Source organism: Virgibacillus sp. AGTR (genome assembly GCF_016919725.2).
GTDB lineage: Bacteria > Bacillota > Bacilli > Bacillales > Amphibacillaceae > Virgibacillus > Virgibacillus salarius.
This window is the reverse complement of record NZ_JAJERH010000004.1, coordinates 1-15,988: the sequence shown is the minus strand read 5'-3', so window position 1 is coordinate 15,988 and position 15,988 is coordinate 1. Positions and strand designations below refer to the sequence as shown.

The following is a 15,988-nucleotide window of genomic DNA, read 5'->3' as shown; positions in this document are numbered from 1 at the left end:
TCAGCGAAAAAACAATCATGGTTAGGGTACTAATACCTTTTATATCGACCATATGATTAGCTCTAGGCACGAGTTTTAGCCCTCGCAATGGAGAAGAAGAGTATTCGCTAAATCTATTCTTTGATCATGGATAGCGAGAACTGTGTGTTTTTTCTTTGCCTCATCGACATCGATTATTAACGACTTTCATTGATTTGCGTAAAAAGCTCAATTTGTGTGAAAACTAAAGGAGCTTTTTCTTATGTACTTCGATTTCCCCTCATATTCCTTAATTACAGAAATACTTTTTTTATAATTGTATTACCTTAGAGAAATGATGGGCTAAGTCTTTGTCATGAGTAACCATTATAATTGTTTTTCCTTGCTTATATAGATTCTTAAATAACGATACAATAATATCCCGGTTTTCGTTATCCAATGATCCAGTTGGTTCATCTGCTAAAATTATATCAGGATCTTTTAAAAGTAATCTCGCAATTGCGATACGTTGTTGTTCTCCCCCACTTAGAGTATGGACTTTTTCTTTACTATAATTATTAAGGCCAACTTCCTCTAGTACTAAGGTTATAGATTCCATTTTTTCTTTTTTACTAATTTTTTTATGTTTCAGTGCAAGTTCTAAGTTATCATTAACTGATGCATTATCGATTAAAGCATAGTTCTGAAAAATAAACCCTAAGTGATGCCTTAATAAATATCTCTTAATCCTTTTTTTATGTATATCTTTACCCATTACCTTTACTATTCCAGAATCAGCCTCCTCCAATGTACCAATTATATTTAAAAGAGTTGTTTTACCTTTTCCACTCTTTCCAATTATTCCAACAAATTCTCCGGAATTTATCTCTAAATTAAAATCTTCAAATATTGATTTCTCATTGAATTTTTTATTCATATTTTTTATTAGAATCATACTAAAAACCCCTTAGAATATTTTCGGGGGATTTATATATTAAATATATAAATCCCCCCTTGATATTCGCTCATATTAATTAATTCATAAAAACTTATATTTCTGTAAAAAGTATAAACAAGATTTTAAACTAGAGATCGTATTTTGCATAAGTAACTCTGTAAGGACCAGTGTAATCTAAATATAGCTTTGCCCAATATCCACCGCTTGCAACAGGAGAAAAATACATAACATCATTTTTTGTCATAGAATTAGAATGTCTTAAACTAGAATGATAGTATTCATTATAATTCTGCATTGTTGATTTGTTGTATCCATAATTCCAAGTTGAAGCTGCTGAAACTGACAGAGGTACTATTGCACCTATTATCAATAAAGCGGCTAAGAAAAAAGTAATTGTTCTTTTTTTCATGTATATGACCTCCTCTCTACCAGTTATTTTGATACCAATTAATCATACTTTAATTTTACAAAAAATTCAATACTTTACATTTAATGTATTATTTACAAAAAATATAATAAGTATTGATAATGTAACATACAATTGAAAGTAATGTTGTCGAATGTTGTCGCTTAACATGAAAGAATTAGGATATAATTTTCAAAATGGATTCTTCTCTTATAAATTATTAGTACGAATACCAAATTGTTGCTTAATCAAAACCACCTCTATAAATCACAGTACCAGATGTTTCATTAAATCCCGCTGTAATAATGTCACCGTAGTATGTTCCTGGTAACATGCTGAGAAATTCAGTTCTATTCGCTTGTGTCAACCACTTGTACTTTGTGCAGTTTCCTGTATTAGCGTTACACAAACGAACCATAATTGTAGCAGCGTATGGCGCATCAACTTCAATGTTCACATCAAACGGGCTGGAACTTGACACATATCCGTCCCATTGTCCATCACCTGTAGCGAATTGAAATGCTCTTATGTTTTGAATAGTCCCGTCATCCGCAAATACCGTTGATGAAATCCCAGTAAATGCAAAAACGAGTGCAAAGGACATCACGAAAGCAGCGAAACATTTTTTGAACATTGTTTTCACCTCCTCCTTAACGCATATTAAACATTATTGTTAGAAAAATTACAATAAGCAGAAAGTATGGGTCTATGACAATAAATCAGCCACAGAAAAGATTCTTTGAAATCTTAATCATATTTGGGTATATATAAGGGGAGGCAGATATTTACTCACTCAAAGTTGGGTCACAAATTCACCTTTGAATACTGCTACGATGCAGGAGGCTCAAACCACAAATTTGTGACGAACCCCGGTCATCGTTAAGAATTTGCTTTGGATATATGAAATGGTAGCAAGTTCCGTATAAATAAACTAGAATAATAGAAAACAATTGTAATATTACGGATATATTTAATAAAAATAAATATATAATGTGAACTTTTATAAAGTAGAAGATAGATAACATATAGGGAATGGCTTCTAATTAGTATAGGGGCTATTTTTGCTTTATAGGGATGTTAATATTTTCACTTTTGATTTAATATATAAATACGATAGTTATTTTGGAGGGATTTTAATGCTCAAAAAACCGGTTTTGAAACTACTTATGCATGTAAAAAAAGAAGTGAGTAGTATGATAGAGGATAATCCCTATGGATATATTGATGGAATACCAAAAATAGCAAGTGAGATAGAAAAGTCACGCAAGTATAGAATAAAAGATTACGAAGAAGCAATAAATCAACTAACAAATGATGAGTTAGCTCTATATAAATCGGATATATCAGATGAAGAAATAACAAAGGGTTCTCAACTATTAGATACCTGTAAGAAAGTAGTTCAAAAAGCAAAAGAGTATCGTAGAGAAAAGAATAAAAAGACAAACAGAATTGAAACAAATTTACTTACGCATGCGCCATATTTCGTTGGAGGGTCGAAAAAAAGAAAAGACCAAGCTAAAAAAGAAGGTTACATAAAGATAGATAAAGAGGGTATTCGTAAAATGACTTACCAAAATAACTTAGGTCACATGCTAACAATGGCTGATGCTAAGACGCTATTTGCATTGTTCTCTATATGGGAAGAACAAAATTACGGTGAATGGGTAACATTTACGGAGTACCAGATTGTAGATAGACTTGATATGGGGATGGGTGGTAAGCAATATCAAATTGTAAGGAGTTCCTTAGAAAAGCTACGAAACACTTCTGTTGTTTTTCAGGAGGCACATGAAATCGAAACAGGAAAGCGTGTAAAGACAGAAAGATTTGATTTAATTATAGCGGATGAGTCCACAATAGAGCTGACGAAATCGGGAGATGTTAATGCAAAGCAGTATAGGATTCAATTTTCCCCACATATTGAAAAGTCCTTTACCCATGGATATTACACTTTTATCAGCATCGCAGTATTTAATGAGTTAGATGTAGAATCGGCTCAGGCTCTATATGTAATGATATCGGGAATAGCAAGTATGGAAAGTACAAGTAGATACATCAAATCGGATGGGGTTTTTGAAATACCTCTTGTAGAAGTTTATGGTACTTTATTTTTAGAAGATAGGAATCCAAAAAACAAAGCGGTAGTAGAAAAGGGGTGTGAGGAGTTAAAAAGCATCGATATAATAAAAACATTCTCTTTTATTAAAGAAGGAAGATCGTACACAAAATTAGTAATTGAAATAACAGATTGGTTAAAAGATGTGTTAGGCAAAAAAGATTATATTGACGTTAGTAGAAGAATAAAACAACTTTCTTTTAGTGATATAGAATAAAACAAAAAAACTCCCTTTAAAGTGGAGATTTTTTTTGGGGATAATTTTTTTTAAAATTTTTTTCGGAATAAAGTGTCCGTAATAGTACAGTATCGGAATGAAATTTCATTAATTTTTAAGTGTCCGTGGAGGTACAGTAATTTAATGATGGGTTCATAGACATAAAAGGAATCGGAAGTGTCCGTGGAGGTACAGTAAGTGATGAAAAGAGTCCAAATATAAAAATTATAGTGTCCGTACTGGTACAGTAGTAAGCAAAAATACGATCCCCTTTATATAAGACTTTTAAAACCAAAGCGTCCGTGAAGGTACAATAGGACTTTAGTAAGTCGAAAAAAGTAAAAAAAGAAGTGTCCGTGGAGGTACAGTGTTTTCTTCTTAAATTAGACAATCTACAAGCAAGTTTAAGTGTCCGTGAAGGTACAGTATTCCTGCCAATATTCGACAATTTATTTGGAATTTAAGTGTCCGTGAAGGTACAATAGAAGACAATTTTGAGTTGTCAAATGTCCGTAGTGGTACAGTATAGAATTCTATCTTTTAATGGTGTAAATTGTTGTTAACAGAGGGAAATAGGTAGGGGAATACTATGATATATGAAGATGTATACAATTTTTTGTTGAAAAAAGCATCTGCTAAAGAAATAGATATAATACTAGAGATGATTAGAAATACGGATTGGAATGGTCGGTTACGAATCGATATTTCTACTCTATCAAAGCGAGTAGGGACAACCAAGAAGTATGTAAAAGAGATAATACATAAATTCACTTCATTAAAAAGAGGAAAGCATATATTAAAAGTAGATAATTCCGATCCCGATTTCCCATACGTAATGGTGCTTGGGAAATCCTCTCTATTTTATAATAAAGGGGATAAGTATGGAAAAAAGTACGGGTTTTTGTATTCCAAGGAATTTCAAACGCTATCAGTATATGCGAAGAGAATTATTTTAACTGCAGTAATGGATGTTTCCCTTTCTAATAAAACTACTGCATCTTTAAGAGTATCTAATTTTGTATATCGAGATGAGGTTTCTACAGGACTAATCCCAAGTAAATCTACGTTATATCGTACAATAGAAGAAATTAATACCATCTTTAGTAGCAAATTAAAGGTTTCTTTGGCGACCAGTTTTTTTCTTAAAAAAGAGGTCATTCGAGTTTCCTTTGATGCATCTTATTTAGAACAGGTGGTGCATAACCATACAGAGCGTTTCGAGTTAAGAAAGGTTCTATTTGAACATGGATTCGAGGACTATGTATCAGATGATTATTGTATAGAAATAGAGCGCGTCGCAAAATATGTGTTTAATTCTCTAATCACAGGCGCAAAGCAAGTAACAAAAGAAAATCGTAATGTAACTGGCTTAATAGATACAATGATGAATATAGCGCGATATGTTTACGAAAAGGCTTTAGTAAAACTATCTAAGTCTTTATATAAGGTATTGGATGAAAATGAGGATACTGGAGCATTATCAGCTTATTTTAGCGCCGTTTTATTTTCTGTAATGGCAGAGGAAATGGCGAAGCACCAACATCAGGCGGATACAATCCAATCTTTAGTAGAGATTGCACGTACAGATATAAAGTCTGAGTCCGAACAACTTATCTTGGAGCATCAGTCTATTGCTGAAGTACTTGAAAGCTGGTGTAGGAATTGGGTGACATCTAGGGTGCATAAAAAAGAATCTAATCGAGGAGAGATCAATGAGGCGAGTGAGCAGCATAATAATAATCTAAAAGATACAATACATAATATTGTTCATACTTTGACTACAACCATTCGAAAATTAGAGAATAATTACACAAAATTAATCAGAAAGAACTCATATTTAGCTGACTGGATGGAACAGGTTAAACAATATATTGATACGATAAATATGAGATTTGTTTTTACTTAAGTCTCATAAAACAAAAATTCGGATGCTTTGGCGCAAGTGTCAAAGTTTATTTGTCGTGAAATATTTTTTTATTAAAATAACTGAGATGGATTTAATGAGAAAAAATAATAGAAAACGGCATTTGAATAAGAGGGTTTAAAAGCTAAACCCTCATTTATTAACACTAGAGTGTCTGTGAATTTAACGTTACTTGTTGTGAAGTTTTAATATAAACATGTTAATTTAGAATATAAATTTGTTAATTTAAAGGATTCAGCGTTGATAATGTAGTATCGAATGGTATTTTGTTAATTCGGTTACATATTTTAAAAAGGAATACTGATAGAACAGGCTTCAGTAAGTATTTTTATTCATGTTTTTATATTATTGTTTTGATCTATGATATTGAAAAAGGGATTAATAAAGGTTTTTACTTATTATTTAGGGAACTGAAAATTAATCTATTAAAACGATCAAAAATAAATTCTACATTTATTCCAAACAACTAAATGAAAAACGAGGAGAGAACCAGGTTTTCTTGAATCATAAAAAATCGGAAAGAGATTTCTGTCTGCTAAAATTCAACGATGGTTACATCATCGAACTTGTTAACAATCTGTTCTCTTTTTTTAACGGCCTCTTCGTAACTTAAAATTAAGTTACAGCTCCAACCGTACCAATAGGAACCGTATCCAAATTCATCTTTTCTCGTAACCCATAGAATATACTTTTTTCTCAAGTTATTCCCCTCCTTATTATGAATAGTAGGGATAGCATTGATCTGCATGTTGTCCTTGTTTTCGTTTACTTTTAAGGCGTTCAACTGACCGCCAAATGATTCGTGGTGATTGCCTTTTAATATAATGACACGATCTGGCTGTTGTTTTTTTGTGTGCTTATGCGTATCACGTATCGTACACCGTGCACATATAATATATAAAAAGATGCTTTGTGTGTAACATGTCCATGGGGTGCGCATGAGAGGTATCACCGTTATACGCCGCGGTGTGCGTCAGGTGTGTGGTCTGTTGCTTTGTTCATTAGAAAAGAAAACCGGTACGAAATTTCGTACCGGTTTTTAGTAGTCAATGCAATTGATACACAGAACCTTTGGTGGTTAGAAGTGTAATCGTACACTTACTCCTCTACGTCCCATGGAGAGGAGGGATATTCTAACCGTTTATATATCATAACCACCATCCAATATGTCCTTTAATATTTCGCCTGCTCTTTCTAATGCTTGATCAACTTCGCTCCAACTTAATTCGTTTAAAGCTTTTTGAATTGCTTGTCTGTAACGCGCAATTTGAAATAGTGCCTTATCATATTGATCTGACAATATATCGATTCTTTCCATCATTTCCTGCTCATCTTGGGTATTCGGATTTTATGGTGGAAAAGGGCTTATAAATCACCCTTCTCCAAATTCTTAATAAGTGTGGAAATATCGACACCAAAGTTGTCTGTAATGTCGTGATCAGTCACTTCAAACCAATTGAAAGTATCGTATCGTATAGCATAGCTTTGTTAAAAGCACTCGAATTAAATCGTGGTTTACGCTTCTTATGGAGCTTCTCATTGAACAGGATTTTGGCTCGTAAGGCATCAAAAGAGTAACCTCTACCCATTCGCTCTACCTGCCTAATAATGCTATTAATTGACTCCGTATAAGCGTTAGTGAGCCTTTTATCAAAGTAGTTAAATATTTCTTCTTGCCAGTTGTCTACGGCTCTCACAAGGTCTTTATAAGCGTCTTTATAGTTACTGGACATACAACTGTGTCTCCATTGACTATAACGAAGTAGACCTTCATCTGGATCAGGAGTATCCCAAATCCAGTAAAACTCTTCTTTAAGTTCATAGGCTTCTTTCAAAGCAGGAAGATTATCTAACCAAGTCTCTAAGAGGAATAATTCACGTTCATTTAGATCGTGTTTACGCTTTAGAAGGATAAACCTTTCACGCATAAGGGTACGTCTTTCTTTTTGACTCATTTGGGTTTTCAAAGACTTTCTGACGTTATCTAAGGCTTGATTAGCCATTCTAACTACATGGAACTTATCTACGACAACTTTAGCGTGTGGAAGGACAGTGTTCACTGCGTCTTTGTAGGGCTTCCACATATCCATTGTGACGTACTCAATATAAGTCCTGTCACTGATTTCTGAAAGACGTTGGATGACTGTTTCCTTGTTACGGTTAGGCTTTATGTCATAGATAGTCCTGCGTTCAACATTAGTCAATACAAGCCGAGGTTTACGAATAATATGTATCTCGTCTATCCCAAGCCATTTAGGAGTCTCAAACTGGTATTCACGTTCTTTGAGTGCCACATAATCCTTAAAGACGTTCCTAACGGTTTTCTCGTCAACACCAACGCTTTCTGCGACTTCTACAAAGGTCTTAGACATGGATTGCTCTTGAATGGACTTTAAAAGCCTTTTGGTCATACTACGCTTTTCATCAACGGATATTAGGCGTTCCCAGAAGGTAGATCCGCATTCACGACACTTGTATCGTCTGTGGTTCAATTGCAGTTAGATCTGAAAGACATAGTAGGTCTGTCATGTTGTTCATCCTTTAAACAGAAGGTGGGAATTGTCCCTGCTTCGTTACTGTATAGGAACTAATATTTCACACAAATGATTATCAATCATTTGTGAAGTATATCTTTCTATAATTGGTTGTTCTCTTATTGATAAATTATTTCTTTCTATCTCAGAAAAAATATTGCCCCAAAATTCACTGACTGCCTCTTTTGTATGGTCAAGCAAGAAAACAGCGTATTTCCCACCAGAAAATTCACCAACTTGAGCTGGTTTTTCCACATTAAAATCTTTATTTATAACAACGCAAACATCATAACGACATTCCTCTTTAGGAGTAATCTCTGGGTTATCTTGCGGTATACCTAAAATTGTAGAATTATCAAATACACCATTCGATTTTGCCCACTTTTTAAAATTCTCCATTAATTCTTTGTTTTGCTTTTCACCATATTCCCCAACATTTCGGAAATAAGCAATCCTTGATTCAGGTAATTCTTCAATAGTTATTTTCATTTTTTAATCCTCCTTTCTTAGATAAGGTAATTCGATTTAAAATGTTTTTCAAGTTCTTTTTTAAAAGAATTTGATTATAGTATGGTTTAATTAATCCATTATTCCACTATATATTCCGAAGACCCCTCATCTTTAATTTGTTTCATGAATAACAGCTCCTTTTATGAAAACAATTGATATTTTTAATTTCATGCGGTTTACCGGTCGCTCGTAGTTTCATAGAGCGACATTTTAAGATAAATCTTTTGATGCGAAATTTCGCATCAGTGCACCTTCTTACTTTGAAATTACTTTTTCAATACGTTTATTACGTAAAATTCTTTTAATATTGTTTTCAGGGGAGTTAAAATGATACCAGAAGACGTTCCAGTTTGGACTAGTATTATAGGCAACTTTGGATTTCCAATTGCTATAACTGTATATCTATTTGTTCGATTTGAACGTAAGATAGATCATTTAGAAAAAGTAATATTGGAATTATCTTCAGTTATAAAAAGTCTTAAAAGTAAGGGGGATTAATTAATCCCTCTTATATTTGTATTTGTTTTCAAGAAATCTCTAACCTCAAACAAGGCTAAGGTATTGATTCATAATAATTAATTAATATTTGTCTTTAGATTACTTTTTCTATACTTTCCCGATACTTTTACCAAAGCGCCTTTTACTATTATGTAACTAAGAGCTTGAAAAAAGCTCATATGTAAAGGAGGCTAAAGTATGGATGAAATGGTACTAGAGGTACAGAAATGGCTGAATGATACGTATACGGGAAGAAAAGGCTTTTCACCTATACCAGAAGATGGTACAACAGGTAATACAACAGTAGGGGCTTTAATTATTGGTTTACAAATAGAGCTTGGTATACCAAACCCGGTACCATCATTTGGTCCGGCTACGACTAGAGAATTTCCTGGATTGGCAAGACAGGAAGATGGTGCAAAACCGAATAATTTGAATAAAATCCTTCAAGGTGGATTCTGGTGTAAGGGTTATGATCCAGGAGGTTTTTCAGGAAATTTCTTTGGGGATACGGAAAATAAAGTTAAAGACTTTGAAATTGATGTCGGGGTTGAACCAACTGGATATGTAACATCAAAGTTAATGAAAGCAATATTGAATACAGATGGTTTTGTATTAAGCATTAGTTCCGGACGACAAAATGTTAGAGAAATACAACAATCACTTAATAAGGAATATGGTAATTATTTTGATTACATTCCAACGAATGGGATTTATGAAAGAAAGTCAAACAAGGCTTTAATATACGCCTTGCAGCATGAAGAAGGAATCGGCCATATAGCAAATGGTAATTTTGGTCCTTCAACTATTGATAATTGCCCTACCCTAAGCTATGGTGATGCACCAGCGAAATTCACAAGGATTTTGCAGTGGTCGCTCGCGTGTAATAGTCCTTTATACGATACACATCCTTATGATGGAGATTTTGATCCGCAAGTAGAAACAGCCATAAACTTGTTTAAGGAGTTTATGACCCTTCCTGCTAATGGGGTTGCTGATATGCCAACCATCAAGCAATTACTAACAAGCAATGGGTATACAGGTCGGACGGCAATCGCTTGTGATGCATCTACGGTTATTAATCAAACAACTGCTAATACCTTACTTGATTATAACTACCAGATTATCGGTCGTTATCTAACAGGTTATGTAGGAACTGGAGCCGAACGTCGTTCAAAAGCAATGACCCATGAGGAACTAAACATTCTTGCGGTAAACGGTATACGTGTATTCCCTATATACCAAGATGGTGGGTGGTATGCGGAGTACTTCAAACCAGGGAAAGGTACAGAGGATGCATGGAAAGCCATTAGAGCAGCAAACGAATTTGGATTTCCATCTGGTACAACAATTTATTTTGCTGTTGATTATGACGCTTATGATTTTGAAGTAACGAATAATATTCTTCCTTATTTAGCAGAAGTTCGTGATGTGTTGAATATTATTAAGGGCGAAGAGGGCTTACCAGAATACAAACTTGGTGTTTATGGTTCTCGTAATACTTGTATAAGAGCACAGTCAAATAACAGTGTGTTAGCAGATTACAGTTTTGTAGGAAACATGTCCACAGGTTTTAGTGGAAACTTAGGATTTACGATGCCTAAGAATTGGTCCTTTAATCAATTCCATGAAACAGCAATTGGTTCTGGTATGGGATTGCTTGGTATCGACAAAAATGATTATTCAGGCAAAGATCCAGGTGTTTCAGCAGTAAACCCTCCGGGTAATCCAGAAATTAGCGAAGAATATCGAGCAAAACACAATGCGTTTGTAGAAATGGGTAAGAATATACCAGGATTGCAAAAGTTTGGTTCAGAATTATTAGTAACGAATATTAATTTTAGTCATACGTATCGAATTACTGAAATTGCAAATGTATTCTCTATAGATGTTGAATTCAGTGAACAGTTAAATCCTCCTAGTGATGGAGGGGCGACAGCTACACTGCAAGTCACAAATAATGGAGTAAACGGCAGTCTTGAGAGTTTGCTTGGAGAAAGCATGGCGCAATTTACTCAAAAACGACTTGGATTTTATGAAGATTTTATAGATAATATGGCGGCTTCGATAGGTACTGGTGCTATCCAGTTGAGTCTAACAGGATCAGGAACTAATGCAGAACTTCGTGTAACTGCTTTCAAAGAAGAAATCCCAGTAGAAGGTGGAGGAAATCTTCAACTTGCGGTCACAGTAATATTTACGGTCGATATTGATCTAACTCCTGTATTAGATGCGTTTAGTTCAAAAGAGGTAAAGGCTGCAGCAACTACGTTAGGTTTTGTTTTTTTACTTTATTTAGCAGTTACGCACGGTATTCCTGTCATAGCTGCTTTAGGTGTTGGTACGATTGTTGCTTTGTTAATCGGAGATGAAGACGACATAGATGATAATGAATCATAACAAAAAGCTCCACCACGGTGGAGCTTTCCACTTTCTAAACACTTACTTTTCTTTTTATAAATGCTTGATATTCCTTAATTTCTTCTTCACTCAAGTTATCTGGTTCCTTTTTGATTGTAATTGCATGTAGGTCTGTAGTATATAGAAAATAACGAGTTTCGTCTTCTTTAAATTCACTTATGTCATCCCATTGAATTTTTTCGGTTAAATTATTGGATTCTTTAATCAATTCTTCTTCGGATAAGGTCAAAGTAAAAGTACCTTTCTTATTTTTATGTTGTTTAAGAATATCTCTTTTATATCGTCTTATTATAGCAATCTCATAAGACTTCCATACTAAAGGAGCAGGAATTAAACAGAGCGCTAACCCAAACAGTAAATCATTTGTTGAGAAACCACTAGTTACAAATATAAATATTACAAAGATAAAAAACACAATTAATTGCATAATTCTAGATTTTCTATGGAATTTAGTGTTCTTTATAGCATTTTTTTGCTGAGCAATTAAGTCTTCGTCAGTTATATTGAATGTTGCATTCAAATGTGTTTCCCCCTTTTTCATTTTGTTTATACTAATCTATTTTGCTTTGAAATTGTAGATAACCTTTATACTCTTAATCTTAAGTTAAATCTCTTAAAGCCTATTCACTATACAGTATGTATAATTTTAACATAAAAATATTATCATGCTAAACAAAGAGTTAAATAAGAAAAGCACAAAATACAAATTCAACTATTTCCGACCGAAATCTGCTTTAACCTCCCCCCACACCTTTGTCTCCCATTTCAGTACAGGATTTTGATAATCGTGATCGTACAGCCATTGGATAGCAGCATCGATATCCTGCCATAATTTCTTAGTATCAGCGTTTCGTTTCAGATTGGTGTTGACGCGTATATTTCTTACCCACGCAATAGCACTAACAGAGTCTGAGTAGACTGGTATATCTGAATTTAGTTCGTACAGATGTTTTAGAGCACGAACCACAGCGAGGAACTCACCCAGGTTATTCGTACCAACCGGGTATACATCCGACGCAAAGATTTGCGCACCGGTATCGGTATCGACTCCCTGAAATTCCATCTCGCCGGGATTCCCGCTGCAGGCAGCGTCCACGGAGATACTCTTTTTAATATAACCTTGCGGTTCGACTACATTCTTTTTCTGTGACCCACTATTAGGTTTCGATCCGATCTCCCATCCGTGCGTTAGTGCGTGTTCTGCAATACTTTTGCTCGCAAAACTCTTGAATTCAGCACCTTTGAAACCTTTCACCTGTGCTTCGCATTCCGCCCATGAGTTATACACCCCGGGTCTGCGTCCTTTTCGTACCGTGTAAAATTTCGTTTTTGCCATACCTATCCCTACCTTTTTTATTTGAATATAGAAAGAACCGATCCTTTTTGATTTAATGGATCGGTCCGTTTGGGTTGTTTGAAAGTAATGGTTTTTCTTCATTGAGGATATTGACAAGAATATTTTCTACGCCCGCCTCTCCAATAATATCGAGGTTCTGGGCAATTTCCGCTATTTCCATCACTTCATTGTTTGTTCCTTTTAGATCAACGGAAATTTTCAAATCTTCTCCGCCTTCTTTATCGACGACGGAAATCCTGAATATAATTTCCGCTTTTTTCTTTGTCATGATTCAGCCTCCCGATTTGATTTTTATATACCCAATTATTGGCCTCCTCATTTTAATTTCTATATTTCCTAGTCATTTCCTTTTTTTAATCCGAAATACCTAATTCTTTAGGGTTATTTCCCAGGTGGATTGTTATAAATATGGAACAGGATTATGGTGGGTTTTTCGGTAGGTAATTCATCCAGATCAGTTTTTATGAATATGAGACGATCGCTACGATTGATTAAAGAATATTGAGAAAAACGACCGTCGCTGGGTTAAGCCAATCGGTTTCTGGGAAATGCTGATTGATTTTTGAACCCTTCACTGGTCGCCTGATGGGCGACAGTTCAGCCGTGATTTCGACACGGGATGACGCGGCATTTCGTGTTTGATTAAAAAATCTACTCATGATGTAATTCTAGTACATGTGATTCTTATAAAATGCTATCATTCTATTACTCTTACATAATAATGCACATTATGATATTGTAAAACAGAAAAAAAACTTCCTGTTAGGGAACAAGGAAGTTTATCGGCCGGTCTAGAAGCCGTAATATGCATTTAATATCAATTTTATTATAATATGTCTGCCCTTTTCTGTCAAAGAAGAGAGGGTTATTTTATTAAGATAGCAACTAAAAAATGAATATTAACTGGAATTAGTGCTTAATTCCGACGCCGGAGGTCCTCGTCAACGATTCATCATAGAGATCCAAAAGTACAAGTTTATGTCACGAAAGCAAAAGAAATCCTACAGCCGCGATTGGCTGCCTTAATAATGTCACGTATATTTAAAATATAAGTATTATTGTCGATTTATGATCTAAAATGTTGTTATTTGTATTACATAATAGTATTACATCTTACATAATACGTTTATGTTCTATGTTGACGTTAGTCTATTACACTTATAGAATAGAAGTATCATTAATAGAAGGGTGATGTGTGTGGCTGAAGTCTATTCCATTAGTATGAATAAAGGTGGTGTTGGAAAAACCTCTCTTGTGACGAATCTAGCTTCTATACTAGCGAAAAAACATAAGAAGAAGGTTTTGATTATCGACACGGATGCTCAAGGAAATAGTAGCATAGCATTCGGACAAAACCCCTATAGTTTTGAAAATACGATTTATGATGTCATGTTGAACGGCTGTAATCCTAAAAATGCGATCCATACAATGAAAAAAAATATTGATTTATTACCAGCAAATGATGATATGAATTTTTTGGAGTTTGACGTTCTGCCTCATCTTGATAAATATTCCAGACCATATTACTTACTGAAGGACGGAATGAAGGATATAGAAAAAGACTATGATTATATCTTCATTGACACACCACCGTCACTTGGGTTTGTAGCTGGTAATTGTTTGACGTATGCAAATCACGTGATTATTCCATTTGTACCTGAAATGTATGATGTGAAAGGATTGATCCGGGTTATAAAAGCTATCGCGGAGTTTAGAAATGATTACAATCCGTCTTTGGAGGTTGCTGGTGTTATTGGGATGAAAGTGGAGTCGAGCACATCTCTTCACTCGGAAATGCTTCAGGAAGCGAGACGATATTGTAATCAGTCGAATATTTACATGTATGATACGATTATTCCTAAATCAATCGCTTTTGCTAAGGCGGTGGCGTACAGTAATGTTCCGGCTATTCTCTCCTCGGAATCGAAGAATAAACTCGTAAATTCATATGACGATGTTGCTAAAGAGTTTTTAGAAATTGAATCAGTGAAAGGACAGGTGTAATATGGCACGCAAAAGTAAATCATTAGCAGGTGCTTTTAATCAATTTGAGGAATCGGAAGAAGAATACGGAAATGAAAGTGAAAATACGTTTACAAGTAAGGAAAACAAAAAAGATAATGTTCAACCAAAACAGGAAACATCTGATATAACTCCTATTCATAATAAACAAGATATTCCAAACAATGAAACAGTAAAACGTAATCAAGATACGTATACAAAAGATGTAATACCTGAACGTAATACAAATACTGAAACATCTGAAAAAACCGTAAAAGATGTTACAAACAGTATTATGGCTATGTATGATGAAAAAAGTAACAAGAAAACGGTTGAGGAAACCCACCAACGATCTACGTTTTTGTTTCGAAAAGACTTACGAGCGCGTTTGGATCGATTGTCTGCAGGAAAACGAGGGTTCAAAACAATGTTTATTAATCAAGCCATTGAAGTGATGTTGGATGAAATGGAAGAAGAAGAGTATGATTGAGAGAAGGTAGAGGCGATCCCTATCAGGGATTCGTCTCTCTTTTTTTAAAAAAAGATCTGGTATAATGGTTGCGGAGAGAAAACATGTGGGGTATCAAAATGAAAATAAAAGTAAATTTATTAGATAAGAGTTTATTGAAACGGTATTTTTCAGTGTTATCGGTAGTAAGCGTTTTAATGTCATGCGTATTAATAGGGATTGATATTCCAGATACATACAAACTTCATACAATGGTTATATGGTAAATACAAAAAAATCTGCTGGTGCGTATTATTACACTTGTGATTAACTATTATGAAATATGTAATACATGTTGTGTTACGTAAGATATAACACATTTACGTAACACAAAAAGCGATAACCTTTAAAGGCTATCGCTTTTTGTGTGCTAAACGGTAACAAAGGATGTCACATCACAAGATTGTGACAGCCCCTGGTTATCGTACTTGTTTTGTTTTGAACACGAATATCGTTTTTGTTATTTCTTCTTACCGAAGATTGCGCGTAATTTCTCTTGACGTTCGCGTTCTGCAGCGAGTTCTTCTCGATCTACGGTGTAGTTGGCTAAGGCGTCATCGCTTTGGTATTCAATGAGGAA

15 protein-coding genes and 1 pseudogene are annotated in these 15,988 nt (G+C 34.5%); 6 read left to right on the top strand and 10 right to left on the bottom strand.

Annotated features, from left to right (window positions below):
- Positions 1–289: 289 nt before the first annotated feature.
- The 3 genes from JUJ52_RS02790 to JUJ52_RS02780 form a co-directional block, all read right to left on the bottom strand.
- Positions 290–913, bottom strand: a complete 624-nt coding sequence (locus JUJ52_RS02790; RefSeq protein WP_228088660.1) for a putative bacteriocin export ABC transporter — start codon at positions 911–913, stop codon at positions 290–292.
- Between the two features lie 130 nt (positions 914–1,043).
- The gene (locus JUJ52_RS02785; RefSeq protein WP_228088659.1) at positions 1,044–1,325 is read right to left on the bottom strand and encodes a lactococcin 972 family bacteriocin; all 282 of its coding nucleotides are present in this window, start codon (positions 1,323–1,325) and stop codon (positions 1,044–1,046) included.
- A gap of 241 nt (positions 1,326–1,566) precedes the next feature.
- Complete coding sequence (locus JUJ52_RS02780; RefSeq protein WP_228088658.1) at positions 1,567–1,956, bottom strand: hypothetical protein; 390 nt, start codon at positions 1,954–1,956, stop codon at positions 1,567–1,569.
- Positions 1,957–2,458: 502 nt separating this feature from the next.
- Here JUJ52_RS02780 and JUJ52_RS02775 point away from each other — a divergent pair.
- A complete protein-coding gene (locus JUJ52_RS02775; protein WP_228088657.1) occupies positions 2,459–3,655 on the top strand; it encodes a replication initiation protein in 1,197 nt (398 codons plus the stop codon).
- Positions 3,656–4,244: 589 nt separating this feature from the next.
- Complete coding sequence (locus tag JUJ52_RS02770; protein ID WP_228088656.1) at positions 4,245–5,561, top strand: hypothetical protein; 1,317 nt, start codon at positions 4,245–4,247, stop codon at positions 5,559–5,561.
- A 553-nt stretch (positions 5,562–6,114) separates the two neighbouring features.
- On the opposite strand, the gene JUJ52_RS02765 is transcribed toward JUJ52_RS02770, so the two are convergent.
- From JUJ52_RS02765 to JUJ52_RS02750, 4 genes and pseudogenes are all read right to left on the bottom strand, one after another.
- Positions 6,115–6,279 carry a hypothetical protein gene (locus tag JUJ52_RS02765; protein WP_228088655.1) on the bottom strand — a complete coding sequence of 55 codons (165 nt, stop codon included), beginning with the start codon at positions 6,277–6,279 and terminating at the stop codon, positions 6,115–6,117.
- A 441-nt stretch (positions 6,280–6,720) separates the two neighbouring features.
- Complete coding sequence (locus JUJ52_RS02760; protein ID WP_228088654.1) at positions 6,721–6,897, bottom strand: hypothetical protein; 177 nt, start codon at positions 6,895–6,897, stop codon at positions 6,721–6,723.
- A 47-nt stretch (positions 6,898–6,944) separates the two neighbouring features.
- Positions 6,945–8,077, bottom strand: a pseudogene (locus JUJ52_RS02755) (ISL3 family transposase); the annotation flags it as partial.
- Between the two features lie 75 nt (positions 8,078–8,152).
- Positions 8,153–8,602, bottom strand: coding sequence for an AraC family transcriptional regulator (locus JUJ52_RS02750; RefSeq protein ID WP_228088653.1), 450 nt, complete (start codon positions 8,600–8,602; stop codon positions 8,153–8,155).
- Between the two features lie 348 nt (positions 8,603–8,950).
- Here JUJ52_RS02750 and JUJ52_RS02745 point away from each other — a divergent pair, with 348 nt between their 5' ends.
- Both JUJ52_RS02745 and JUJ52_RS02740 read left to right on the top strand, forming a co-directional pair.
- Positions 8,951–9,121 carry a YvrJ family protein gene (locus JUJ52_RS02745; protein ID WP_228088652.1) on the top strand — a complete coding sequence of 57 codons (171 nt, stop codon included), beginning with the start codon at positions 8,951–8,953 and terminating at the stop codon, positions 9,119–9,121.
- A 198-nt stretch (positions 9,122–9,319) separates the two neighbouring features.
- Complete coding sequence (locus JUJ52_RS02740; protein ID WP_228088651.1) at positions 9,320–11,521, top strand: glycoside hydrolase domain-containing protein; 2,202 nt, start codon at positions 9,320–9,322, stop codon at positions 11,519–11,521.
- A 34-nt stretch (positions 11,522–11,555) separates the two neighbouring features.
- On the opposite strand, the gene JUJ52_RS02735 is transcribed toward JUJ52_RS02740, so the two are convergent.
- From JUJ52_RS02735 to JUJ52_RS02725, 3 genes are all read right to left on the bottom strand, one after another.
- Positions 11,556–12,062 carry a YcxB family protein gene (locus JUJ52_RS02735; RefSeq protein ID WP_228088650.1) on the bottom strand — a complete coding sequence of 169 codons (507 nt, stop codon included), beginning with the start codon at positions 12,060–12,062 and terminating at the stop codon, positions 11,556–11,558.
- Positions 12,063–12,254: 192 nt separating this feature from the next.
- Positions 12,255–12,878 (bottom strand): ribonuclease H1 domain-containing protein, encoded by a 624-nt coding sequence (locus JUJ52_RS02730; protein ID WP_228088649.1) that lies wholly within the window; start codon positions 12,876–12,878, stop codon positions 12,255–12,257.
- A 52-nt stretch (positions 12,879–12,930) separates the two neighbouring features.
- Positions 12,931–13,167: a hypothetical protein gene (locus tag JUJ52_RS02725; RefSeq protein WP_228088648.1), complete on the bottom strand. Its 237-nt coding sequence runs from the start codon at positions 13,165–13,167 to the stop codon at positions 12,931–12,933.
- Positions 13,168–14,096: 929 nt separating this feature from the next.
- Between JUJ52_RS02725 and JUJ52_RS02720 the strand changes: the two genes are divergently transcribed.
- Positions 14,097–14,903 (top strand): ParA family protein, encoded by an 807-nt coding sequence (locus JUJ52_RS02720; RefSeq protein WP_228088647.1) that lies wholly within the window; start codon positions 14,097–14,099, stop codon positions 14,901–14,903.
- A gap of 1 nt (position 14,904) precedes the next feature.
- The gene (locus tag JUJ52_RS02715; RefSeq protein ID WP_228088646.1) at positions 14,905–15,390 is read left to right on the top strand and encodes a hypothetical protein; all 486 of its coding nucleotides are present in this window, start codon (positions 14,905–14,907) and stop codon (positions 15,388–15,390) included.
- Positions 15,391–15,988: the final 598 nt, after the last annotated feature.